The following is a 22,341-nucleotide window of genomic DNA, read 5'->3' as shown; positions in this document are numbered from 1 at the left end:
TATCTGGCCATGCCCTGAGCATGACCGCCTGGGCCGTACTGGCCTGTTCACCGGCGTTCGCCGACACCCTGACCCGCGACAACGGCGCCGCCGTGGGCGACAACCAGAACTCCCAGACCGCCGGCCCCAACGGCCCGACGCTGCTGCAGGACGTGCAGCTGCTGCAGAAACTCCAGCGCTTTGACCGCGAGCGCATTCCCGAGCGCGTGGTGCATGCCCGTGGCACCGGGGTGCACGGTGAGTTCGTCGCCACCAGCAACATCAGCGCGCTGAGCAAGGCCACGGTGTTCCGCCAGGGCGAACACACCCCGGTGTTCGTGCGTTTCTCGTCGGTGGTGCACGGCAACCACTCGCCCGAAACCCTGCGCGACCCCCGCGGTTTCGCCACCAAGTTCTACACCGCCGACGGCAACTGGGACCTGGTGGGTAACAACTTCCCGACCTTCTTCATCCGCGACGCCATCAAATTCCCGGACATGGTTCACGCCTTCAAGCCCGACCCGCGCACCAACCTGGACGATGACTCGCGCCGCTTCGATTTCTTCTCCCACGTGCCCGAGGCCACCCGCACCCTGACCCTGCTGTACTCCAACGAAGGCACCCCGGCCGGCTACCGCTTCATGGACGGCAACAGCGTGCACGCCTACAAACTGGTGAACGCCAAGGGCGAGGTGCACTACGTGAAGTTCCACTGGAAGAGCCTGCAGGGCATCAAGAACCTCGACCCGGCCCAAGTGGCGCAGGTGCAGGCCAAGGACTACGCGCACATGACCCACGACTTGGTGAGTGCCATCAACCAGGGCGATTTCCCCAAGTGGGACCTGTATATCCAGGTGCTCAAGCCCCAGGACCTGGCCAAGTACGACTTCGACCCGTTGGACGCCACCAAGATCTGGCCCGACGTGCCCGAGCAGAAGATCGGCCAGATGACCTTGAACAAAAACGTCGACAACTACTTCCAGGAGACCGAGCAGGTGGCCATGGCACCGTCGAACCTGGTGCCCGGCATCGAGCCCTCCGAGGACCGCCTGCTGCAAGGCCGCCTGTTCTCCTACGCCGATACGCAGATGCACCGTCTGGGCGCTAATGGCCTGAGCCTGCCGGTGAACCAGCCGCGCAACCCGGTCAACAACGGCAACCAGGACGGCGCCATGAACAGCGGCCGCACGCTGGGCGGGGTGAATTACGAGCCCAGCCGCCTGAATCCACGCCCGGCCGACCCGAACGCGCGCTACAGCCAGACGCCTCTGGGCGGCAGCACCCAGCAGGCGAAGATCCAGCGCGAGCAGAACTTCAAGCAGACCGGCGAGTTGTACCGTTCCTACAGCGCCAAGGAGCAGCACGACCTGATTCAAAGCTTTGGTGAGTCGCTGGCGGGTGCCGATGCCGAAAGCAAGGACATCATGCTGTCGTACCTGTACAAGGCCGATCCGGCCTATGGCACGGGCGTGGCGAAGGTGGCGGGCGGTGACCTGGCCAAGGTCAAGGCGCTGGCGGCGCAGTTGAGCGATTGACCTGTGCGGCCTCCGGGACGCGGCCTGCGGGAATTCACCCCGTAGCAGCTGCCGCAGGCTGCGTCCCGGCACCTACGCCGGCAAATGCAACTGCGCGCACAACCCGCCGCTGGTGCGGTTGCTCAGGGTCAGGGTGCCGCCAATGGCCAGGGTCAGCTGGTGGGCGATGGCCAGGCCCAGGCCGGTGCCGCCGGTGTCGCGGTTGCGCGAGTTTTCCAGGCGGTAGAAGGGCTTGAACACCTCCTGCAGCTGCTCCTCGGCAATGCCGGGGCCGTTGTCCAGCACGTCGATGGTCACGCTGCCATCGGCGGCGCGGACGCTGCCCAGGCTGACGTCGCCGGCAAATTTCAAGGCGTTGTCCACCAGGTTCGAGAGGATGCGCCGCAACGCCTGGGGCCGGGTGTCGATCTGCGCCAGGCTGTTGCCCGCCAGGGTCACCGGTTGGTTGACGTCCTGGTAGTCGAACACCAGGCTTTGCAGGAAGGCGTCGACGTCGATGCGGCAGCTGGCCTCGGTAGCGCCATGAAGGGTGCGGGCGTAGGCGACGCCCTCGCGCACCAGGTGCTCCATTTCACTCAGGTCGTGCCACAGCTTGTCCTTCTCCACGCCGTCGTCCATGAATTCGGCCCGCAGCTTCATGCGCGTCAGTGGTGTCTGCAGGTCGTGGCTGATGGCGCCCAGCAGCTGCATGCGTTCCTTGAGGTAGGCGGCGATGCGGTCCTGCATGGCGTTGAACGCCGAGGCCGCGTGGGTGACTTCCATGGGGCCGCTTTCGTCCAGGCGCTGGCCGCTGCTGTTGGGGTCCAGGGCCTCGGCGGCGCTGGCCAGGCGGGTCAACGGCCGGGTGGCCATGCGCACCGCGGCCCAGGTGCAGGCCCACACCACGGCCAGCTGGATCAGCAGCATGATCGGCAGCCACTGGGGAATGGGCATGGAGGAGGGGTGTACGTCGATGGTCACCGGCGTGCCGTCGTTCAGGCGCAGGTGGGCCTGGAAGGTTTCGCGCGGGTCCACCGTGTGGGTGAAGCGCAGGCCGTGGCTGTTGTTCAGCCCGGTGAGAATGGCCTGGCCGGCGTGGGGCAGGTGCTGCACGGGCAACGGCTGGCCGCCGCTGCCGTCGCCCAGCTCGAAGCGGTACACCTGGCGCTCCAGGCGCGGTATCCACTCGGCCCGCTGGTCGGCGGGTAGGTGGTCGAGGATCGCCACGCCGGTGGCCACGTCGCGCTCCATGGTCTTGTGCATCATCGACTCGGAGCTCAGGTAGCGCTCCCAGTACTGGGCGCCGAACGACAGCCCATAGGCCAGCACCAGCCCGGCGAGGAAAATCAGCGACAGCCGCGAGGCCAGGGTGCGCGGCCACGGGAACCAGGTCCTCATGCCGGCGCCCCGAGCACTTGCACCGGCATGGAGAACACGTAGCCTTCGCTGCGCACGGTCTTGATATAGGCCGGCTCGCGGGCATCATCCAGCAGGCGCTGGCGCAGGCGGCTGACCAGCAGGTCGATGGAGCGGTCGAACAGGTCGGCGTCGCGGCCCTGGGTCAGGTTCAGCAGCTGGTCGCGGTTGAGCACCCGCTGCGGGTGGTCGAGAAACACCCGCAGCAGCCGGTATTCGGCGCCGCTCAGCGCCACCAGGGTGCCCTCGGCGTCCAGCAGGTGGCGGGCGCTGGTGTCCAGCCGCCATTGGCCGAACGCCAGCAACCGGCCGGCCTCGGTGACCTGCAGGTTGGGCGGCAGCATGCGTGTGCGGCGCAGCACGGCGTTGATGCGCGCCAGCAGTTCGCGGGCGGCGAAGGGCTTGGTCAGGTAGTCGTCGGCGCCCATCTCCAGGCCGATGATGCGGTCGGTCTCGTCGTTGCGGGCGGTCAGCATCAGCACCGGGATGGCCTTGTGCTTGCCGGCGCGCAGCTCCCGGCACAGCAGCAGGCCGTCGTCGCCCGGCATCATGATGTCCAGCACGATCAGGTCCACCGGGGTGTCGTCCAGCACGCCGCGCATCTGCCGGCCGTCACCGGCGACGCTGGTGCGCAGGCCGTTCTTCTGCAGGTAGTTGCCCACCAGCTCACGGATCTCGCGATCGTCATCGACGATCAGAATGTGGTCCACATGCTCCATGACAGCTCCTCGTTGGGCGGTTGCCGGCATTCTACCCAGCGCAACGGCCTTTGCTTGTCCGGCTTTGTATTGCAGTGTATCTGCCGCCACGCCAGACACACAGTGGTGCAAAACCCCTGTTTTCGGGGCGTTGCGTGACACATTGCAGATACCCCCAAGGCATTCAATAGCACCACGGCCACCCAACAGCAGTGGCCACCTTACTAGCGAATTGAATGATTGAGGGCACCACCATGAACCTGTACATCAAAACCATCAGCGCCATCGCCGTGTTCGCCGCCGCCAGCTTCGGCGCCGTTGCCGCCCAGGCCGCCACCGCCCCGATCCAGGACACCTACCACTACGGCCAGCACATGGACATCCAGAAAGTGTTGGCCGACAACGCCGACAATTCCCAGACCTGTCAGGTGGTGGGCGCACACATGACCTACCTGGACTCGCACAACCAGGAACACGTGCTCAACTACCGCCGCATGGCCGAAGTCTGCAACCTGGGCGAGTGAACCGCAGCTGAACGGCGGACGAACAGGCGTAAAGACTCGGTAAAAGCGGTTGCCAGGGCCGTGTGGTTGGGAGGATTCTTGCCCTATTCACCCAGCCTGGCAGGGATTGACCATGAACCATTCGACTATCGGCCTGATCGCGCTGGTCGTGATTGCGATACTGGGCCCCGCGACCGTCCTCTATGACCTGCTGCGTGACAGTGGCGACAAGCGACACGTAGACAAGGAGGAGGGCGGTTCTCTATAGTTGGCAGCCTACTAGTTAGGCTGCTATCTATATGCCCACGTCCGCTTCGCCGCTCGTCCCCCGCGCCCCCTTGTGGCTGTTGGTGCTGATCACCATCAGCGGCACCCTGGCCATGCACATGTTCGTCCCGGCACTGCCGGCCGCAGCCGCGGCGTTGGGGGTGGACAGTGCTGCCATGCAACGCACCATCAGCATCTATATCCTGGGCCTGGCGTTCGGGCAGTTGGCCTATGGGCCGCTGTCCGACGGCCTCGGCCGTCGGCCCTTGCTGCTGGTGGGGCTGGCCCTGTACACGATGGCCGGGTTCTGCGCGATATTTGCCGGCGACGTCCACACCCTGGTGCTGGCGCGCCTGGTGCAGGCCCTGGGCGGCTGCGCCGGCCTGGCCCTGGGCCGTGCCATCGTGCGCGACGGCGCCAAGCTGGACGACGCGGTGCGCGACCTGGCCATGCTCAACCTGATGATGATGGTAGGGCCCGGCTTTGCGCCGCTGATTGGCTCGCTGATCAGCGAGCACCTGGGCTGGCGGGCGATCTTCGTGGTACTGGCCAGCCTGGGCGCCGTCACCCTGCTGTGCACCTGGCGGCTGCTGCCCGAAACCGGTTCGCCCACCGGCCAGGTCAGCGCCCGGGCCCTGGCCCGCGACTACACGCAACTGCTGCGTTCGCCGGTGTTCCTGGGCTTCGCCATCGGTGGCGCGTGCATGACCACCGCCATCTACGCCTTTATCGCTGCCGCGCCGTTCATCATTGGTACCGAGCTGCACCGGCCGTTGAGCGAGGTGGGGATTTACCTGGGCCTGTTGATCGTCGGCATGTCGGTGGGCAATGCGTTGACGCGGCGGTTGATCCGCAGCGTGTCGGCGGACCGGTTGCTGATGGCCGGGGCCTGGTTGAGCCTGGGCAGTGCCGCGAGCCTGTTGCTGGTGGTGGCCAGCGGTGCGGTGTCGGTAGCCTGGATTGTCGGCCTGGTCAGCCTGTTCGCCGTGGGCGCCGGCCTGGCCAGCCCGGCGGCCATGAGCCGGGCGCTGGGGGTGGATGCGCACCTGGTGGGTTCGGCGGCGGGGTTGTACGGGTTTGGGCAGATGGCGGTGGGGGCGTTGTGTACCTATGCCGTGGGCTTTGGCCGGGACCCGGCGTTGGCGGCGGCGGTGGTGCTCAGTACGGCGGCGTTGCTGGGGTTGGTGGCGTTTAGCCTGGGGATGGTGGCACGGCGGAGTAGGGAGGTGGAGGTTGCGGCGATGGTGTGATGGACAAAGTTTGTCGCCACCCCGCAGCCCGCTGTTGATCTTGATCCCGTGCGGCCTTTGATCTTGATTGTGTGCCCCATTAAGCGCCAGGGCCGACTGGAGGCGTCGGCCGAGCGGTCCACGGCGTAGCCGGGGAAGACGGAACCGGAGGCGCTTCTATTCCGGGCCGTCGGCCGCTTGGGCGACGCCGGAAGGAGGGGACCCGCAGCGAAGCGTAGGGACCAAGCAGGGGCAAGCCTTTTTTGCTTACTTTTTGTGGCGTTTGACAAAAAGTGAGCCGCCGTAAGGCCGGAAAGGTGATTCTGCATCACCCTCGGTAATGGATATGGTCACAGATTTGGTATCCCGCTTCGGCGATTCCGAACATATCCATTTTCGTGGTGCGACCACCGACCGTTTCGCCCTTACGGCGACTCACTTTTTTTCAAACGCCAAAAAAAGTAAGCAAAAAACGCTTGCCCCTGCTTGGGCCCTACGCTTCGCTACGGGTCCCCTCCTTCCGGCGCCGCTCAACGGGCAGACGGCACCCGCTATAGAAGCCTGCGGGTTACCGTCTCTTCGGCCTGCGGCCTCGGCCCTTCGGGCAGCCCGTTGAGCGACGCCTCCAGTCGGCCCGGGCGCTTTACGGGGCATACAATCAAGATCAAGAGCCAGATCAAAAGCCAGATCACAAGCCAGATCACAAGCCAGATCACAAGCCAGATCAAAAGCAGGTCACAGGCAATCAACCGCCGTCGCGCGGGGCGCGGGGTGCGCCGTCAGGCTTCTTCCAGTGCCTCGACATGCAACGCCTCTGCCTTGCCCGGCGCCTCAACCACAACCGGCGCGAAGCTTTCCGGATTGGCCATGCGCCACATCCGCGCATAAAACTCCGCGCTGATGCTGTCCCCCAGCAACTCCCCCGGCGCCAGGAACACATGAATCTGCGAGAACAACCGCACCTCGGTGGTGGTGGTCCTGCGCACCAGGTGCTTGGCCTGCAACTGCGCCGGGTGGCTGAGCCCCGCCGCGCTGAGCATTTCACCCAGCGCCGCCAGGGTGTTGCGGTGGAAGTTGTGCACCCGCTCGGCCTTGTCCGCCACGTGCAGGGCGCGCTGGCGCAGCGGGTCCTGGGTGGCCACTCCGGTGGGGCATTTGTTGGTGTGGCAGCTCTGCGACTGAATGCAGCCAATGGCGAACATGAAGCCGCGGGCGGCGTTCACCCAGTCGGCGCCGATGGCCAGCACGCTGGCGATGTCGAAGGCGCTGACGATCTTGCCGCTGGCGCCCAGCTTGATGCTCTGGCGCAAGCCTGCGCCCACCAGGGTGTTGTGCACGAACAACAGGCCTTCGCGCAGGGGCATGCCGATGTTGTCGGTGAACTCGCGCGGCGCGGCGCCGGTGCCGCCTTCCTTGCCGTCGATGACGATGAAGTCGGGCTGGATGCCGGTCTTGAGCATGGCCTTGACGATGGCCATGAACTCCCAGGGGTGGCCCAGGCAGAACTTGAAGCCCACCGGCTTGCCGCCCGACAGCTTGCGCAGGGTGGCGATGAACGCCAGCAGTTCGGTGGGGGTGCTGAACTCGCTGTGGCGCGACGGCGATACGCAGTCGGCGTCCATGCCCACGCCGCGGGTCTGGGCAATTTCCGCGGTCACCTTGTGTTGCGGCAGGATGCCGCCGTGGCCGGGCTTGGCGCCTTGGCTGAGCTTGATTTCGATCATCTTCACCTGGGGCTGGCGCGCCTGGTCGGCGAAGCGCACCGGGTCGAAGCGGCCGTCCAGGGTACGGCAGCCGAAGTAGCCGCTGCCGATTTCCCAGATCAGGTCGCCCTCGAACTCGCGGTGGTAGGGGCTGATGCTGCCTTCGCCGGTGTCGTGGGCGAAGTTGCCCAGGCGCGCGCCCTTGTTCAGCGCGCGGATGGCGTTGGCGCTCAGGGCGCCGAAGCTCATGGCGGAAATATTGAACACCGAGGCGCTGTAGGGCTGCAGGCAGGCTGGGCCGCCGACTACCACGCGGAACTGCTCCGGGTCACAGGCGTCGCTGGGCAGCATGGAGTGGCTGATGAACTCGAAACCGGGTTGGTACACGTCGGTCAGGGTGCCGAAGGCCTTCTCCGACACCTGGTTTTTCGAGCGTGCGTACACCAGCGAACGCTGGCTGCGGGAGAAGGGCAGGCGTTCATCATCGCCTTCCAGCAGGTACTGGCGGATCTCCGGGCGGATGGTTTCCACCAAATAACGTACATTGCCGAGGATGGGGTAGTTGCGGCGCACGGCATGGTGGCTTTGCAGCAGGTCATTGATACCCACCAGGCTCAACACGGCGGTCACGGCGAACGCGGCAAGCAGCCAGCCGCCGGCGCCCAGAAACGGCAGGCAGGCAATGGTAAACAGCAGGCAAAAGACGAATAGCGCATATCGGCCAAGTAGCGACGGTTTCATCAGGAGCTCCATCAGGCGGCCATGAAACAGTGGGGCAGGCACACTCACACCGCCACGGCGCAGCAGGCTTTTAATTATGAGGGAAGTGCAACTAAGCGGAACAAGCGGGGTAAATCAGATCGAGGTGCACAGTACACGATGGGGTGCGTGCAGTGCAGGCCTGAAGTTGGAAAAGACTGTTACGTGAATTGCAAGTAGTTGCGCGGCGCCCTTTATTGCAAAGGGCGCCATGGGCGATCAGATATAGATGAACAGCAGCACGAACAGCGCCACCACTGCCCATTTCTCGGCGTAGTAACGGGCACGGTTGCGCTTTTTCAGTGCCTTGCCGCGCTCGCGCACCTTGTAGATGCGGCTGAACAGGCGGTTGATGCCGCCGGTCTTGTCACCTTCGCTGTTGGGGGCCGCTGCGGCCGCCATCACGTTGAAGCTGAACCAGCGGTTGAACGCCGTGGCCCAGCGGTATTTCAGCGGCCGCTCGATGTCGCAGAACAGGATGATGCGGTTCTGCTCGGTCTTGTTTTCTGCGTAGTGGATGTAGGTCTCGTCGAACATCACCGGCTCGCCGTCGCGCCAGTAGTAGTTCTCGCCGTCCACGTTGATGTAGCAGGCCGGGTCGTTGGGGGTGTCCAGGCCCAGGTGGTAGCGGTACGAGCCCGCGTAGGGGTCGCGGTGGCGTACCAGGCGCGAGCCGGGCGGCAGGGCGGCGAACATGGCGGCCTTGACCGAGCCGATGCCGGCCAGCAGCTCGGTGGTGCGCGGGCACAGCTCGCTGGCCGAAGGGTGGCTCTCGCCATACCACTTCAAGTAGAAACGTTTCCAGCCGGTCTTGAAGAACGAGTTGAAACCCACGTCGTCGTGGCCGGCGGAGCGCTTGATCTCGCCCATTTCCATCAGCCGCACGCCTTCTTCGCGAATTTCTTCCCAGTGTTGCTGCAGTGGCGCAAGGTCGGGGAAGTCACGGGTATCCAGGTACGGGCGTGCCGGCAACTTGGAGAACAGGTAGAGGAACGCATTGACCGGGGCCAGGAAACTGGAATGGTCGCTCAGTTGCCGCGTGAACTTGTGCCGCACGCGCCCGCGAAAGTGCACGAAGGCGATGGAGCAAACGAATAAAGCGAGAATGATAAATTTCATGACTGATCGTTTTAAGTGGGACCGATACCAGGGATCTGGCCACATTAATGTAGGAGAAGTGGAATTCAACGCGTGGAAGTCGCCGCCCAGTATAACCGAACCTTATGTCGGGGGAAGTAGTGGGCGAAAGTCTGGGGTGCAATTTCACCTGACTGTGATCCAGGTCAGGGTTACCCTGGCCTGGCGAGAGGATCAAGTTCGCTGTTGTCCATGATGAAATCTTCATTTTCCCGGGCTGACGCTAATATTCGATCGATGCCGAAGGCAAGCCCGGCCGGCCACGCCCAAGGCTACGACACTGCGTGGCAGGCCAACCAGCCCATCCACAGCGCCCCGTAGCAGCTGCCGCAGGCGGCGTCCGGCCGCAGCGCGGTCTGCCTGAAAATACGCGGCGCCTGCGGACGCGGCCTTCGGCCGCTGCTACGGGCGTAATGCCAGGGGTGGGCGGCTAGCGGCGTGCCAGGCGCTCGTGGTCCAGCACGCTCTGGGTGGTGGCTTCGTAGTGGGCGCGCAGCAGCTCGCAGGCGCGGCCCACATCCTTGCTCAGGCAGGCGTGCAGCAGCTGCCGGTGTTCACCGGGGATGTCGCGCTTGGCCGCGTCAGGGTAGTGCACCGCCAGCAGGCGGTAGCGCGCGGTCTGGTCGCGCAGGGTGGTGGCGAAGCGTTGCAGCCAGGCCGAGCGGCAGCCGGCAATCAGCGCGCTGTGAAAGGCGTTGTGCGCCTCTTCCCATTCCGGGCGCATGGCGCGCTCGGGGCCTTCCACCAGTTCCAGCCGGTCCAGGCGGTGGTGGGCGGCGATCAGCTGGGTTTCCCATTCCACATCGCCCTGCAGAATCGACTCGGCCAGGGCCTTGGTCTCGATGTGCAGCCGCGCGTTGGTGATGTCGCGGATCTCTTCGGCAGAGATCTGCCCCACGCGAAAACCCTTCTGGTCTTCCACGGTGATGAAACCAATCGCCGCCAGCCGCGACAGCGCCTCGCGCAGCGGGATGACCCCGGCGTCATAGGACTCGGCCAGTTCCTTGAGCCGCAGCTTGCTGCCCGGCGCCAACCGGCCGTTGATGATGTCCTGGCGCACGCGCACTTCGAGCTGCGAGGCCATGGTGCGCTTGTCGCCGTTGTCAGCAGCCGGGGGCCAGGGGAGGGGAAGGTTCACGGTGCGCCAGTTCCTGTGTGGGTCGCCTGAGCCGACAGCATACCCCATCGCCCATAAAATATATATTCCTGCGCATGAATGTATATCTGTTGCTTGTCGAAGCGTGCGTTTGGTCGACTTTGGTCTTAAAAAATATAAATTATCGTTGACCGTATATTTTTTCAGGCCTACCTTGGCCCCATCGGCAGGCGCCCGAAGGTCGGGCCGCCGACCCACAACAAGAGGTGTTTTTCCATGCGCTACGTTCATTTCATGTATCAAGGCCAGGCCACCCTGGGTGTGCGCACCGAAGCAGGCGTGCGGGTGCTGGGCCATGAACCCCTGGAGGCCCTGCTCAAGCGCGGCGTGGACCTTTCCACCTACGGCGCCGAAGCGGCTGGCCCGGTAGTGGAGGTGGGTGAACACGACTACCTGCCGCTGCTGCGCGAACCCGGCAAGATCGTCTGCGTGGGCCTGAACTACGCCGACCACACCAAGGAATCGCCCTACGCCCAACCCGACTACCCAACCCTGTTCCCGCGCTTCAATTCCAGCCTGATCGGCCACAACCAGCCGCTGGTACGGCCTAAGGTGTCCGACACCCTGGACTACGAAGGCGAGATGGCCGTGGTGCTGAAAAGCGGCGGCCGCCACATCGCCAAGGCCGACGCGCTCAAGCACGTGGCCGGCTACGCGCTGTTCAACGAAGGCTCGGTGCGCGAGTACCAGTTCAAGTCGCCGCAGTGGACCGTGGGCAAGAATTTTGATGACACCGGCGCCTTCGGCCCCGACCTGGTCACCGCCGACGAACTGCCCGAAGGCGGCAAGGGCCTGCTGCTGCAGACCAAGGTCAACGGCAAGGTGGTGCAGTCGGTGAACACCAGCGACATGCTGTTCGACGTCGCCACCATCATCTCCACCCTCAGCCAGGCCGTGACCCTGGGCGCCGGCGACGTGATCGTCAGCGGCACCCCGGCCGGCGTCGGCTTCGGCATGAACCCCAAGGTGTACCTGAAGGCGGGTGACGTGGTGGAAGTGTCCATCGAAGGCATCGGCAGCCTGGTCAACCCGGTGGTCGACGAGGCCTGAACCCAGGCCCCGGCCCAGCTACAGGGGCGCGGCCCACACCCAGGGCCGCGCCACGAAAAACAACAATAAACGGAGGCGATCATGACCCGCGAAACCCGTGGCGTGCATTCGATCGATCACTACGCGCTGTATGTGCCGTCCTTACCCCAGGCACAGCATTTCTTCGAAAACTTCGGCCTTGACGTGCAGGCCAGCGACGGCCAGTTGCTGCTGCGCGCCGGCGATGGCCGCACCTGGGCACGCATCCTGCCAGGGCCGGCCAAGGCCCTGGCCTGGCTGAGCTTCAACTGCCATGAGCACGACTACCTGGCCCTGCGCCGCCAGGTCGAGGCCGCCGGCGCCACGTTCGAGGACGGCGACGGCGTGGGCTGCTGGTTCCGCGACCCCCATGGCAACCTGCTGCAGATCAAGGTGGGCGACAAGACCATGCCCAACTGCAAGGCCACGGCCCTGCACACCAGCGCCTACGGCCGCGTGCGCGGCGTGGGCACCCGTGACCAGCTGCCGCGCATCACCCCGGCGCGGTTGTCCCACGTGCTGCTGTTTTCCCCTGATGTGCTGGCGTCCATCGACTTCTATGAGCAGGCCCTGGGCCTGCGGCTGTCGGACAAGTCCCAGGACATCATTGCCTTCATGCACGCCACCCACGGCTGCGACCACCACCTGGTGGCCTTCGCCAAGAGCAGCGCCAAGGGCTGGCACCACGCCGCCTGGGAAGTGGGCAGCATCGACCAGGTGGGCGTCGGCGCCGCGCAGATGGCCAGCGCCGGCTACCACGACGGCTGGGGCACCGGCCGCCACGCCCTGGGCTCGAATTACTTCCACTACGTGCGCGACCCCTGGGGCTCGTTCTGCGAGTACTCGGCCGACATGGACTTCATCGCCGAAGGCGTGACCTGGCCGAGCGGCGATTTCCACCCGGAAAACTCCCTGTACCTGTGGGGGCCGGACGTGCCCGAACACTTCATCTTCAACACCGAAGCAGGAGCTGGCCAATGACCCAGACTGTTGATGTGGCCATTGTCGGCTACGGCCCGGTGGGCCAGACCCTGGCGATCCTGCTGGGCAATATGGGCTACAGCGTGGCCGTGTATGACCGCTGGACCTCGCTGTACCCATTGCCGCGCGCGGTGTTCCACGACCACGAGATTCGCCGGGTTTTCCGCCTGATGGGGCTGGAGCAGGACCTGCAACCCATCTCCCAGCCGTCGGCCTGCTACCAGTGGTTCAACGCCGACTGGCAGACCCTGGTGGAGATCGACTGGTCGGCCGAGTCGATCAGCGACGGGCCGTTCGGCTACCTGTTTAACCAGCCGGCGCTGGAAGCGGTGCTCGACGCTCGTGCCAAGGCCCTGCCCAACGTGCAGGTGCACCAGGGCTGGGAGGCGGTGGGGCTGCGCCAGTTCGACGGCGGCTGCGAGCTGTCGATGCAGCGCGCGGCGCGTGCCGAACACCCCGAGGCGACCTGCCAGGTGCGGGCCCGCTACGTGATCGGTGCCGACGGCGCCAATAGTTTCGTGCGCCGCGAGCAGGGCATTGCCTGGCATGATCTGGGCTTCGAGGAAGACTGGCTGGTGGTGGACCTGCAGCCCAACCCCGGGGTCACCCTGGACGTGCCGGACATCGGCCAGTGGTGCAACCCCGCGCGGCCCACCACCATGGTGCCGGGCGGCCCGGGCTACCGGCGCTGGGAGTTCATGCGCCTGCCCCACGAAAGCCTTGAGGACCTGCAGGACACCGCCAAGGTCTGGGAGCTGCTGGCACCCTGGGTGAACCCGGGTACCGCGACCCTGGTGCGCCATGCGGTGTACCAGTTCCGCTCGCGCATCGCCGAGAAATGGCGCAACGGCCGGGTGCTGCTGGCCGGCGACGCCGCGCACCTGATGCCGCCGTTCATGGGGCAGGGCATGTGCTCGGGCATTCGTGACGCGTGGAACCTGTCGTGGCGCCTGGACCTGGTGCTGCGCGGCGCCTGCGACGAGCGCCTGCTGGACAGCTACACCCCCGAGCGCAAGCCGCAGATTCGCGCGGTGATCGACGCCTCGGTGGCCATGGGCAAGGTGGTGTGCGTGTCCGACCCCCAGGCCGCCGCCGAGCGTGACCGGGCTTTCCTGGCCGGCGAAGTGCCGCCGCTGGCGCCGTTCCCGGGCCTCACCGGTGGCCTGATCCACAAGGCCGCCGACGGCAGCCCGCTGGGCCTGGCCGGCAGCCTGGGGGTGCATGGCAGCATCGAGGTGGACGGCGTGGTGGCGCGCTATGACGAGCTGTTCGGCCGTGGTTTCCACCTGGTGGTGATTGGCGACCGCGACCCGCTGGCGCTGATCAATCGTGAACAGCGCGACGCCCTGGCGGCCCTCGGCTTGCGGGTGATTCGCCTGGCGCCGCAAGGGCAGGGCGGTTACGTCGACCACAGCGGCAAGTACCACCGCTTCATGCAGGAAAACGGGGTGACGGCGATGCTGGTGCGCCCGGACTTCTACCTGTTCGGCGCGGTGGCGCAGGTGGCCGAGGTGCCAGCGTTGCTGGCAGACCTGCTGGCTCAGCTGCACCTGGGCGTACGCACCCCCGAAGCAGCCCTGTAGCAGCGACATCCTGTGGGAGCTGGCTTGCCAGCGAGTTGTTGGGGCCATAAAAGCTCGCTGGCAAGCCAGCTCCCACAAGACAGTTGCTGCTACGGGCGGTCGCGCATGAAGAAGCCGGCCACGTACTTGCGGAAGGTGTCCAGGCTCTTGAAATCGGCCAGGCGCTTGAAGGTCTCGCTGCTGGGCTCCGGGCCCAGCGGCTGTTTCATCAGCGACACCGACAGCACCCGGTCCAGGTCCGAGGTCAGCACCAGCTCATCCATCACGTCGCCGCCGATCACCGGCCGGCGCATGATGACCTGCACACCCTTGCCGGCCATCCAGTCGATCAGCCCCACCAGCAGCTTCAACGGCTCGCGCTCTTCCTCGCGCAGCACCGGGAACAGCTGCGCCCGCGACAGCACCGGCACCGTGGCCACGTGGATCATCTCGTAATACTGGCTGCCCGCCGTGGTGGGCGAGTACAGCGCCAGGGCCAGCAACGGCCCGCTGGTGCGTTCGCCACCCCACAGCCAATGGTGGCCCTGGAAGTCGAAGCCATTATCACTACGGCCGTTGAACACCTTGCGCGTGCGCACCTCGTTGACGCAGTCCAGCAGCAGCCCGTAGCGGCGCTGGCTGCCAAACGCCGAGGACTCCTTGAGGCGCGCCTTGAGCATCATCATGTGCTTCATGTCGATGCGCGTTTCCAGGTAGTTGCTGGCCGGCACCCGCTCCACCAGCGGGTAGCGCGCCGCCACCCCGCGCAGGTCGGCGAACTGCTGGGTCAAATCCTTCTTCAGGTGGGTGGCGTAGACGTTGAGGCCCGAGGCCTCGATCAGCGTCACCAGCAGCGACAGCAGGCGGTGCTGCTCCTTGCGGCTGCTGGCGCCGTTGGCCGTGCCGGCGGTTTCGGCACTGCCGGCGGGGCGGAACTCGCCGATCAGCCGCAGCGGCACGTCCGGTGCCAGCCAGGCCGCTGGCGGCTCGTCGCGCTCGGCGCTGGTGCCTGGCTCGCGGTCATCCTTGATGAACGGGCACTCGGGATGATGCTCCGGGGTGCCGGGGTTGTTCTTCAGGAACAGCGTGCCGGTGCTGCTGTTGAGGGTCACGTTCATCACCGGCATCGCGTCCTGGCGGCAATCGCAGGCCAGCCATTGGCCCTGGCCGCGCACCTTCATCAGCCACTGGTTGGCCTGCAACAGGCGGTGCCCGTCGAGGCTGCCTTGCACGAAACCTTCTACCAATACCTGCTCGGCGGGGGTGAGGGTGCGCACCAGTGCGCCGTTTTTTTCAATGATTCGCATAACGGGTCAGGCAGGTCCCTGGCCGAACATGGCCGCTGCACGTTGATGGATTTGCTCGGGCGTCAGGTCTTCCTTGTGGGTGGCCACGAACCAGACATTGCCGAACGGATCGCGCAGTGTACCTGAGCGGTCGCCATAGAACTGATCCTTCACCTCATACACCTGGGTAGCGCCTGCCGCCAGGGCCTGGGCGAACACCGCGTCGGCGTCCTCGACGTACAAGTGCAGGCCCACTGGCGCCTTGTGTTCGCCGGCAATCGGCCCCAGCGGACCCTGGTCGCAGGTGTCGGCCAGCATCAGCGCGCAGTCGCCGATGCGCAGCTCGGCATGGCCCACGCGGCCGCCGGGGGCCTCCAGGCGGAACACCTCGGTGGCGCCGAAGGCCTTTTGATAGAACGCGATGGCCTTGGCCGCGCCGTCCAGGGCGAGGTAGGCGGTGATGCTGTGTTGTCCATCGGGGATTGCTTTGACGGCCATTTCCTTCCTCCTGTGCCGGCCCATGGCGCGGCAGTGAATGAGCAGGAACAACCTCTTCAGTGTAGAGCAGCCCCGGGGATGGCTAGCATTAGCTGCAAAATAATCATATTAGGTTATGTCTAAAATGAATTTCACAAATGACTTCCAGATGGCTAGCTTATAAGCATTGGTTTCTACAGAGCCTTTCCATATAACCGCTGCCCAGGAGATTGCCTTGCGCACATTCGTCAAACTGGCCGCCGCCGCGCTGGCTGCGTCCATCAGCTTGGGCGCCTCGGCCCTGACCCTGACCGTGGGTGACCAGAGCTATAACACCCGCGCCGTGATGGACGCCGCCGGCGTGCTCAACGACCTGCCCTATACCCTGGAGTGGAAGCAGTTCACCGCCGGCTCGCCGGTGGCCGAAGCGTTGAACGCCGGCAGCCTGGACCTGGGCCTGCTGGGCGACGCGCCGCCGCTGTTCCTCGGCGCCCTGGGCGCGCCCATCAAGGTGATTGCGGTGACCCAGCAGAGCCTCGACGGCGTGGCCATCGTGGTCGGCAAAAATTCGCCCATCAAGACCATCGCCGACATTCGCGGCAAGCGCGTGGCCATCTGGAAGGGCTCGTGGAGCCAGCAACTGCTGCTCAGCGCCCTGGACAAGGCCGGCGTGTCGCGTGACGCCGTCGACATCCGCTACCTCAGCGCCCTCGACGCCTCCCACGCGCTGGACGGCGGCAGCGTCGACGTCATCGCCACCTGGGAACCCTACGTCACCCAGCAGGAGCGTGCCGGTGGCCGCGTGATCGCCACCGCCCAGGGGTTGATCCCGGCCCAGAGCTTCGTGGTCGCCAACGAGCATTCCCGCGAAGAGAAACGCGCCGCCATCAACGACTTCCTGCAACGCTTGAAAAAGGCCCGGGAATGGAGCGTCAGCGACCCGGCCCACAACGAGGCCTACGCCGACGCCTGGGCCGAGCGCACCCGTGCCGACAAGGACATTGCCCGTGCCTGGTTCGGCCGCGCCAAGACCGACGTCGGCCCCGTAACCGCGCAGAACATCGCCGCCGCCCAGCAGACCATCGAATTCTTCAGCGGCCTGGGGCTGATCAAGTCCTACCCGGCCGCCAGCCTGTTCGACAGCTCCTTCAACGCTGCCGTGCAGCCACCCGCCACGGCCCAGGCCGCGCCATAACCCTGCAAGGATCGTTGCCATGAGCACCCGCACCCTGAAACTCGGCGCCCTGACCATGGGCGTCGGCGGCCCCGGCCGCCACAACCTGTGGCTGGACCCCGAGCTGCCGGCCGACGCCAGCGTCAACATCGACTGGTACATCGACATCGCCCGCCAGGCGGAAGCCGCGCTGTTCGACCTGATTTTCATCGTCGACAGCCAGTTCATCACCCCCGGCTCGCCGCCCCATTACCTCAACCGCCTGGAGCCGCTGACGCTGCTGTCGGCGCTGGCCGTGACCACCCGCCATATCGGCCTGGTGGGCACCCTCACCACCTCGTACAACGAGCCGTTCAACGTGGCCCGGCGCCTGGCTTCGTTGGACTTGATCAGCAAGGGCCGCGCCGGCTGGAACGTGGTCACCAGCGGCGACGCCGGCACGGCCGGTAACTATGGCCGCGACGAGCACTACGACTACGACACCCGCTACAGCCGCGCCAAGGAGCATGTGCAGGTGGTGCAGGGCCTGTGGCAAAGCTGGGAAGACGACGCCTTCGTGCGCGACCGCGGCACCGGCCGCTATTTCGACCCGGCCAAGCTGCACGCGCTGAACCACAAGGGCGAGCATTTTGCCGTGGTCGGGCCGCTCAACCTGCAGCGTTCGCCCCAGGGCCAGCCGGTGATTTTCCAGGCCGGCGACTCGGAGCAGGGCAGGGAGTTGGGCGCGGCCATTGCCGACGTGGTGTTCACCCACGCGCCCAGCCTGGAACAAGGCCAGGCGTTTTACCGCGAGATCAAGGAACGCGCCGTGCGCCAGGGCCGCGACCCCGAGCAGGTGCTGGTGCTGCCGGGCGCCGAGGTGTTCGTCGGCGACACCGACGAGCAGGCGCGGGCCCTGGAGCGCCACTACCACGAGAGCGACCACAGTTTCGAGCAGGCGCTGCTGGAGTTCGGCCGTTCGTTCGGCTGGCATGACTTCAGCCAGTACGACCTCGACGCGCCGTTCCCGGCCCAGGCCCTGGAGTTTGCCCGCAGCAGCTTCTTCACCGTGGCCAAGCGCATCACCGACAACGCCGTGGCCGCCAACCTCACCCTGCGCCAGGCGGTGCAGGCCTCGCGCCAACTGCGCCCCGGCGCTTTCGTGGGCAGCGCCGAGACCGTTGCGGCGACAATGGCCGAATGGTTCGAGGCCCGGGCGGTGGATGGCTTCAATATCTACATCGGCCATCCCGGCCAGTTCCGCCGCTTTACCCAGGAGGTGGTGCCATTGCTGCAGGAACGCGGGGTGTACCGGCGCGAATACCCCGGCACCACCCTGCGCGAGAACCTGGGCCTGACCATCCCCCGCAACCCCCGCTAATTCCCCGCCAATCTTGTAGCCGCTGCCGCAGGCTGCGCTGGGCCTGAGCCACACTGGAGATCTCCAGCGACGATCAGGGCCAGCGCAGCCTGTCGGCAGCGGCTACGTGGATGGCGTATGGGGCATCAACAGCGGCATCAATCCTCCTGGCACCCCCGGCAAACGGCGTTACTATGGGAAATGTCACCGCCCCAGGAGGACTCCCATGGCCCAGCCCCTCACCGTCAGCGACACCGAATGGCACGCCCGCTGCGAGCTTGCCGCGCTGTACCGCATGATCGCCCACTTCCGCATGACCGACCTGATCGACACGCACTTGACGTTGCGCGTGCCAGGCCCCGAGCATCATTTCCTGATCAACCGCTACGGCGTGCTGTTCGACCGCATGCGCGCCAGCGACCTGGTGCTCATCGACCAGCACGGCAAGGCCGTGGACCCGGCCTGCGCGCAGGTGCCGGTGAACGCCGCAGGCTTCGTCATCCATTCGGCTATTCACATGGCGCGGCCGGACCTGGCCTGCGTGATCCACACCCACACCGCCGCCGGCATCGCCGTGTCGGCCCAGGAGCAGGGTCTGCTGCCCATCAGCCAGCACGCGCTGAAGTTCTACGGCAAGCTGGCCTACCACACCTACGAAGGCATTGCCCTGTCCCTGGACGAGCGCGAGCGGCTGATCGCCGACCTGGGCCCGCACCGCGCCATGATTCTGCGCAACCATGGCCTGCTGGCCGGTGGTGGCAGCGTTGCCGAGGCGTTCCACGAAATTCACTTCCTGGAGCGCGCTTGCCAGGCCCAGGTGCAGGCCTTGGCGGGCGGCAGCAAGCTGATCTATCCGGCGCCGGAGGTGTGCGCACACACGGCGAAACAATTCGAAAGCGACGGCGTCGAGCAGATCATCGACATGGCATGGGCGGCGGCGTTGACCCTGATCGAAGACCAGCGCGCGTCCTACTGCTCCTGACAATTCAGGTCACACTTTGCCAGCGGTCTGGAGGGGACGGTTCACGTAGGCTTGCGGTTCTTTGCACATAAGAACAAAGGTAAGCACTTGTGAGAATCTTCCCCTTGATCGCCGGGCTGCTGGCTGGCCTGGCGTTGCCTGCCAGCGCCGCCGACCTGATCGGCTTCTGGGACACCGCCCCCCGCCATGGCGGCAACAGCTTCAACCGCCTGCCGCCCACCCCCGAGTATTACCAGGCCCTGAGCGGCTATGGCGCCGGCTGGGTGCGGCTGTCGTGGGACAAATGGCAGACCGCCCAGCGCGACTTCCTGCTGGGCAGCGCCGACCATTACGACGGCCTGGTTGAAAATGACCTGCGCACCCTTATCATCAGCCTCGACCGTGCCCACGCGGCGGGCCTCAAGGTGGTGATCACGCCGCTGTCCCTGCCAGGCATGCGCTGGTCGCAGAACAACGGCGACCGTTTCGACGACCGCCTGTGGCAGGACAAGGCCTGGTGGGCGCAAAGCGCCGCCTACTGGCGCGACCTGGCCGCCGCCCTCAAGGACCACCCGGCGGTAGCCGGCTACAACCTGATCAACGAGCCGGCCCCGGAAAAACGCGGCGGCCTGCTGGAGCACGCCGGCGCCCCTGCCATGCACGCCTGGTACGCCAAGGCCCAAGGCACCGCCCGCGACCTGCCGGCGTTCTATGAACAGTTGGTGGCCGCCGTGCGCGAGGTCGACCCGCACACGCCGATCATGCTCGACGCCGGCTGGTACGCCGCCGCCGACAGCTTCGAGTACTGGCCCAAGGCCCTGAACGACAGCCGGCTGCTGTACAGCGTGCACATGTACGAGCCCTACGAGGCCACCAGCGCGCCGAACATCAAGCGCGCCACGCCCTATGCCTATCCTGGCCCAGCGCCGTTCGCCGGCCAGTCCCTGACCTGGAACGCCCAGCGCGTCGCCAGCTACCTGCAGCGCCCGCTGGCCTGGGCCGAGCGGGCAGGGGTGCCGCGCCAGCGCCTGGTGGTGGGCGAGTTCGGCTGCATGCGCCAGCTGCCCGGCTGCCGCCAGTACCTGGAGGACGTGCTCACGGTGCTCGACCGCCAGCAGGTGCACTGGGCCTTCTACAGCTTCCGCGAGGACAGCTGGGACGGCATGGACTACGAGCTGGGCAGCGCCAAGGTACCGTGGCGCTACTGGCAGGCCATCGACAAGGGCGAACCCGACCCGCTGCCACGCCAGCCCACCGCGGAATTCGAGCCGATCCTGCGGCGGCTTGCCGCACCTTCGGCCTCGTAATGCGCCTTCCTTGCGGTGTAGCTATGAAGGCTAGGATTAAACCAACGGGAGCAGCAGGTGAAGCCGGTCACCTGAATTAGCCGTCAAGCTCAGCTTAATTCGCATTTGAGAGGACGCCATATAGGCGGGCGGTGCGTTCGTTAAGGACTCGAACGTCTTTTGTTTTTATGCCCCAGGCACGCATGTCCCCGGTCATGGTACTCCTGAATTTATCAGTCATCGCGCTTAAATGCTGATCAGGAACCAGTGGGATTACCAAGATCAAGTCTATTTGGCCGACCATCGCAGCTTCTGATTTCAAGCACGAATGAAGCTCGTCGCGGACCGTTTGATGCCTTCCAGCAGAGCCTAAAAACCAAACAGTCATTGAATGAAGCATTTTATCTCGGATGTCTTGGAAGAAGAGGTCTCGCTCCAATTCTTTTCGAGGGATAGAGGACTTGGCTTCTAGGAAAACAACTTTGGTACTGTTGGCAGGTGTTGCTATATAGAGTGCAAACTCTACTTTTTTTAAATGGTCGCCAAGATTGTGGACGGCGATAGAACTCTCAGGGAGAAATAGATTCTCTGCGTCGAACGGGCCAAAGGCTACACCGGATTCATGCACCAAAGAGGTCACGATATCGAAATCTCCAGCTCTTCGTCGAATAGTCTGACTGATTCTTCGATTATCGGATTTTTTGGCATTCCATCTTTCAGATCTGATTGCGACCACATGCCGTCTTCACCGGGCATGAGGACCGGGATCTGAATGTTCTCCTTGATTGCCAGGTTGAAAAGTTTTTTTACGACAAAGTAGGAGTGTGTGGCCATAAAAAACTGGATGCCTTGTTTAGCCAGTATTGCAACAATTTCCATGAGCTGGCTGATCGCAGTCGGGTGTAATGCCGATTCAGGTTCGTCAATGAAAATGATCGAGTCTGGTGAAATGTAGCGATTGCTAAGCAAAGTATCAAGGATCGCAATTTTTTTGATACCCTCCGCCGTAATGTTCACCGAGAATTTACTATTCCCTTTTTTATAAATCCAACCCTCTTTACTGGCATCGTATTCCATTTTTCCCTGAAACATGTTTTCTAATTTGCTTTTTGATTGCTGGAAGGCCTCGCGGGGCCTTCCCTTGCCTACAGGTGTTTGCAGGGCGACCACCAAGTCCACATACGTGGCGTCAAAGCCAAATGCTCTGTCCTGAAGTGCTGATTTTATAATTGTCTTGCTCAGTCCGAGTACTTCTTTGGGGGGGAGGAATATTGAATTGGCAGTTCGCGGGGACAGGTTGTTGTGGATGAGTGATATTTTCTTGGTGGTGTCTTGGCCTAGGCCGTATACAAGTGAGCCATTGTCCTTTAGTGTGATATTCGCTTGCAGGCGATTTTGCGATCCTTTGGTAACGAGTTCGCCTAGTTTGTCTACTTGAAAGGTCCAGTATAGTTTGTCGCTGAGAACCTCAATGAAGTCTCGAGGGTCATCGCCCTTGCCTGTCTCTTCCTGCGCTCTGCATGCAGCGTAAAGCGCTTTGAGGAGAAAGGTTTTGCCCGCGCTGTTGCTCCCGATTATAAGGTTTATAGGGCCGAGCGTGTTAGAGGTTACTTGGCTCAAAGGGCCGAAGTTTGTCAGGCTAAATTGCTTGATCATGGACGTTTGGATAATCCGGTCATTTTGAATGCTTTTATCTTACTCCATAACATTACCTTGAGCCAATGTGGGTCCGAAGGCGGTTGTGTCGTTCCATTTCCGCAAAGTGCGTAGGGTGAATGGGGGTACGTTCTGATAGCTTATCCCGCCTTTACACCCGGGTACGGAGGAGCACTCGAGCAAAGGCGCC

General features: G+C 64.4%; 20 protein-coding genes. 11 read left to right on the top strand and 9 right to left on the bottom strand.

Going from position 1 to position 22,341, the window contains the following annotated elements; all coding sequences use genetic code 11:
- The first annotated feature begins 20 nt into the window (after window positions 1-20).
- Complete coding sequence (katB, locus tag AC0J42_RS15930) at window positions 21-1,514, top strand: catalase KatB (RefSeq protein WP_473006866.1); 1,494 nt, start codon at window positions 21-23, stop codon at window positions 1,512-1,514.
- Between the two features lie 72 nt (window positions 1,515-1,586).
- Here the strand turns inward: katB and AC0J42_RS15925 are convergent, their stop codons facing one another.
- Together AC0J42_RS15925 and AC0J42_RS15920 are read right to left on the bottom strand one after the other, a co-directional pair.
- Entirely contained in the window at window positions 1,587-2,891 is a 1,305-nt protein-coding gene (locus tag AC0J42_RS15925) for an ATP-binding protein (protein ID WP_473002377.1), read from the bottom strand.
- A complete protein-coding gene (locus AC0J42_RS15920; protein ID WP_473002375.1) occupies window positions 2,888-3,628 on the bottom strand; it encodes a response regulator in 741 nt (246 codons plus the stop codon). The genes AC0J42_RS15925 and AC0J42_RS15920 overlap by 4 nt, the downstream gene beginning before the upstream one ends.
- A gap of 233 nt (window positions 3,629-3,861) precedes the next feature.
- Between AC0J42_RS15920 and AC0J42_RS15915 the strand changes: the two genes are divergently transcribed.
- The 3 genes from AC0J42_RS15915 to AC0J42_RS15905 all read left to right on the top strand — a co-directional run bounded on the left by AC0J42_RS15915 (window position 3,862) and on the right by AC0J42_RS15905 (window position 5,627).
- Window positions 3,862-4,131, top strand: coding sequence for a DUF2790 domain-containing protein (locus AC0J42_RS15915; RefSeq protein ID WP_473002374.1), 270 nt, complete (start codon window positions 3,862-3,864; stop codon window positions 4,129-4,131).
- A 112-nt stretch (window positions 4,132-4,243) separates the two neighbouring features.
- Window positions 4,244-4,378 (top strand): hypothetical protein, encoded by a 135-nt coding sequence (locus AC0J42_RS15910; RefSeq protein WP_416424541.1) that lies wholly within the window; start codon window positions 4,244-4,246, stop codon window positions 4,376-4,378.
- Between the two features lie 31 nt (window positions 4,379-4,409).
- Window positions 4,410-5,627 (top strand): multidrug effflux MFS transporter, encoded by a 1,218-nt coding sequence (locus AC0J42_RS15905; protein WP_473002373.1) that lies wholly within the window; start codon window positions 4,410-4,412, stop codon window positions 5,625-5,627.
- Between the two features lie 758 nt (window positions 5,628-6,385).
- Here AC0J42_RS15905 and AC0J42_RS15900 read toward each other — a convergent pair.
- From AC0J42_RS15900 to AC0J42_RS15890, 3 genes are all read right to left on the bottom strand, one after another.
- Complete coding sequence (locus AC0J42_RS15900) at window positions 6,386-8,050, bottom strand: FMN-binding glutamate synthase family protein (RefSeq protein WP_473002372.1); 1,665 nt, start codon at window positions 8,048-8,050, stop codon at window positions 6,386-6,388.
- A gap of 237 nt (window positions 8,051-8,287) precedes the next feature.
- A complete protein-coding gene (gene lpxO / locus AC0J42_RS15895) occupies window positions 8,288-9,187 on the bottom strand; it encodes a lipid A hydroxylase LpxO (RefSeq protein WP_416424538.1) in 900 nt (299 codons plus the stop codon).
- Between the two features lie 448 nt (window positions 9,188-9,635).
- On the bottom strand, window positions 9,636-10,343 hold the full coding sequence (locus tag AC0J42_RS15890; protein WP_416424535.1) for a GntR family transcriptional regulator: 708 nt from the start codon (window positions 10,341-10,343) through the stop codon (window positions 9,636-9,638).
- A gap of 234 nt (window positions 10,344-10,577) precedes the next feature.
- On the opposite strand from AC0J42_RS15890, the gene AC0J42_RS15885 reads away from it, so the two are divergent.
- From AC0J42_RS15885 to mhpA, 3 genes are all read left to right on the top strand, one after another.
- The gene (locus tag AC0J42_RS15885) at window positions 10,578-11,411 is read left to right on the top strand and encodes a fumarylacetoacetate hydrolase family protein (protein ID WP_473002371.1); all 834 of its coding nucleotides are present in this window, start codon (window positions 10,578-10,580) and stop codon (window positions 11,409-11,411) included.
- Window positions 11,412-11,492: 81 nt separating this feature from the next.
- Complete coding sequence (locus AC0J42_RS15880; RefSeq protein WP_473002370.1) at window positions 11,493-12,410, top strand: VOC family protein; 918 nt, start codon at window positions 11,493-11,495, stop codon at window positions 12,408-12,410.
- The gene (gene mhpA / locus AC0J42_RS15875) at window positions 12,407-13,993 is read left to right on the top strand and encodes a bifunctional 3-(3-hydroxy-phenyl)propionate/3-hydroxycinnamic acid hydroxylase MhpA (protein ID WP_473002369.1); all 1,587 of its coding nucleotides are present in this window, start codon (window positions 12,407-12,409) and stop codon (window positions 13,991-13,993) included. Before AC0J42_RS15880 ends, mhpA begins: the two co-directional genes overlap by 4 nt.
- An 89-nt stretch (window positions 13,994-14,082) precedes the next feature.
- On the opposite strand, the gene AC0J42_RS15870 is transcribed toward mhpA, so the two are convergent.
- Window positions 14,083-15,279: a hypothetical protein gene (locus AC0J42_RS15870; protein ID WP_473002367.1), complete on the bottom strand. Its 1,197-nt coding sequence runs from the start codon at window positions 15,277-15,279 to the stop codon at window positions 14,083-14,085.
- A 6-nt stretch (window positions 15,280-15,285) separates the two neighbouring features.
- Window positions 15,286-15,756: a VOC family protein gene (locus tag AC0J42_RS15865; RefSeq protein WP_416424530.1), complete on the bottom strand. Its 471-nt coding sequence runs from the start codon at window positions 15,754-15,756 to the stop codon at window positions 15,286-15,288.
- Between the two features lie 214 nt (window positions 15,757-15,970).
- On the opposite strand from AC0J42_RS15865, the gene AC0J42_RS15860 reads away from it, so the two are divergent.
- The 4 genes from AC0J42_RS15860 (at window position 15,971) to AC0J42_RS15845 (ending at window position 20,516) form a co-directional block, all read left to right on the top strand.
- Window positions 15,971-16,930 carry an ABC transporter substrate-binding protein gene (locus tag AC0J42_RS15860; RefSeq protein WP_473002365.1) on the top strand — a complete coding sequence of 320 codons (960 nt, stop codon included), beginning with the start codon at window positions 15,971-15,973 and terminating at the stop codon, window positions 16,928-16,930.
- 19 nt (window positions 16,931-16,949) lie between these two features.
- Window positions 16,950-18,269: an LLM class flavin-dependent oxidoreductase gene (locus tag AC0J42_RS15855; protein WP_473002364.1), complete on the top strand. Its 1,320-nt coding sequence runs from the start codon at window positions 16,950-16,952 to the stop codon at window positions 18,267-18,269.
- Between the two features lie 205 nt (window positions 18,270-18,474).
- Window positions 18,475-19,230, top strand: a complete 756-nt coding sequence (locus tag AC0J42_RS15850) for a class II aldolase/adducin family protein (RefSeq protein WP_416424527.1) — start codon at window positions 18,475-18,477, stop codon at window positions 19,228-19,230.
- A gap of 158 nt (window positions 19,231-19,388) precedes the next feature.
- Entirely contained in the window at window positions 19,389-20,516 is a 1,128-nt protein-coding gene (locus AC0J42_RS15845) for a glycoside hydrolase family 5 protein (protein ID WP_416427397.1), read from the top strand.
- Between the two features lie 94 nt (window positions 20,517-20,610).
- Here the strand turns inward: AC0J42_RS15845 and AC0J42_RS15840 are convergent, their stop codons facing one another.
- Both AC0J42_RS15840 and AC0J42_RS15835 read right to left on the bottom strand, forming a co-directional pair.
- Complete coding sequence (locus AC0J42_RS15840; RefSeq protein ID WP_473002363.1) at window positions 20,611-21,135, bottom strand: hypothetical protein; 525 nt, start codon at window positions 21,133-21,135, stop codon at window positions 20,611-20,613.
- Window positions 21,132-22,151 carry an AAA family ATPase gene (locus AC0J42_RS15835; RefSeq protein ID WP_473002362.1) on the bottom strand — a complete coding sequence of 340 codons (1,020 nt, stop codon included), beginning with the start codon at window positions 22,149-22,151 and terminating at the stop codon, window positions 21,132-21,134. Before AC0J42_RS15835 ends, AC0J42_RS15840 begins: the two co-directional genes overlap by 4 nt.
- Window positions 22,152-22,341 lie beyond the last annotated feature (190 nt).

It is taken from the genome of Pseudomonas sp. Tav-5-1A (genome assembly GCF_055755055.1).
Note: the sequence above shows the minus strand (reverse complement) of the source record. Positions and strands in the feature narration are given on the sequence as shown.

Excerpts from the sequence above, each read along its gene's own strand:
- katB (WP_473006866.1), top strand. The coding sequence starts at position 21 with ATGACCGCCTGGGCCGTACTGGCCTGTTCACCGGCGTTCGCCGACACC.
- AC0J42_RS15925 (WP_473002377.1), bottom strand. The coding sequence starts at position 2,891 with ATGAGGACCTGGTTCCCGTGGCCGCGCACCCTGGCCTCGCGGCTGTCG.
- AC0J42_RS15920 (WP_473002375.1), bottom strand. The coding sequence starts at position 3,628 with ATGGAGCATGTGGACCACATTCTGATCGTCGATGACGATCGCGAGATC.
- AC0J42_RS15915 (WP_473002374.1), top strand. The coding sequence starts at position 3,862 with ATGAACCTGTACATCAAAACCATCAGCGCCATCGCCGTGTTCGCCGCC.
- AC0J42_RS15910 (WP_416424541.1), top strand. The coding sequence starts at position 4,244 with ATGAACCATTCGACTATCGGCCTGATCGCGCTGGTCGTGATTGCGATA.
- AC0J42_RS15905 (WP_473002373.1), top strand. The coding sequence starts at position 4,410 with ATGCCCACGTCCGCTTCGCCGCTCGTCCCCCGCGCCCCCTTGTGGCTG.
- AC0J42_RS15900 (WP_473002372.1), bottom strand. The coding sequence starts at position 8,050 with ATGAAACCGTCGCTACTTGGCCGATATGCGCTATTCGTCTTTTGCCTG.
- lpxO (WP_416424538.1), bottom strand. The coding sequence starts at position 9,187 with ATGAAATTTATCATTCTCGCTTTATTCGTTTGCTCCATCGCCTTCGTG.
- AC0J42_RS15885 (WP_473002371.1), top strand. The coding sequence starts at position 10,578 with ATGCGCTACGTTCATTTCATGTATCAAGGCCAGGCCACCCTGGGTGTG.
- AC0J42_RS15880 (WP_473002370.1), top strand. The coding sequence starts at position 11,493 with ATGACCCGCGAAACCCGTGGCGTGCATTCGATCGATCACTACGCGCTG.
- mhpA (WP_473002369.1), top strand. The coding sequence starts at position 12,407 with ATGACCCAGACTGTTGATGTGGCCATTGTCGGCTACGGCCCGGTGGGC.
- AC0J42_RS15870 (WP_473002367.1), bottom strand. The coding sequence starts at position 15,279 with ATGCGAATCATTGAAAAAAACGGCGCACTGGTGCGCACCCTCACCCCC.
- AC0J42_RS15865 (WP_416424530.1), bottom strand. The coding sequence starts at position 15,756 with ATGGCCGTCAAAGCAATCCCCGATGGACAACACAGCATCACCGCCTAC.
- AC0J42_RS15855 (WP_473002364.1), top strand. The coding sequence starts at position 16,950 with ATGAGCACCCGCACCCTGAAACTCGGCGCCCTGACCATGGGCGTCGGC.
- AC0J42_RS15850 (WP_416424527.1), top strand. The coding sequence starts at position 18,475 with ATGGCCCAGCCCCTCACCGTCAGCGACACCGAATGGCACGCCCGCTGC.
- AC0J42_RS15835 (WP_473002362.1), bottom strand. The coding sequence starts at position 22,151 with ATGATCAAGCAATTTAGCCTGACAAACTTCGGCCCTTTGAGCCAAGTA.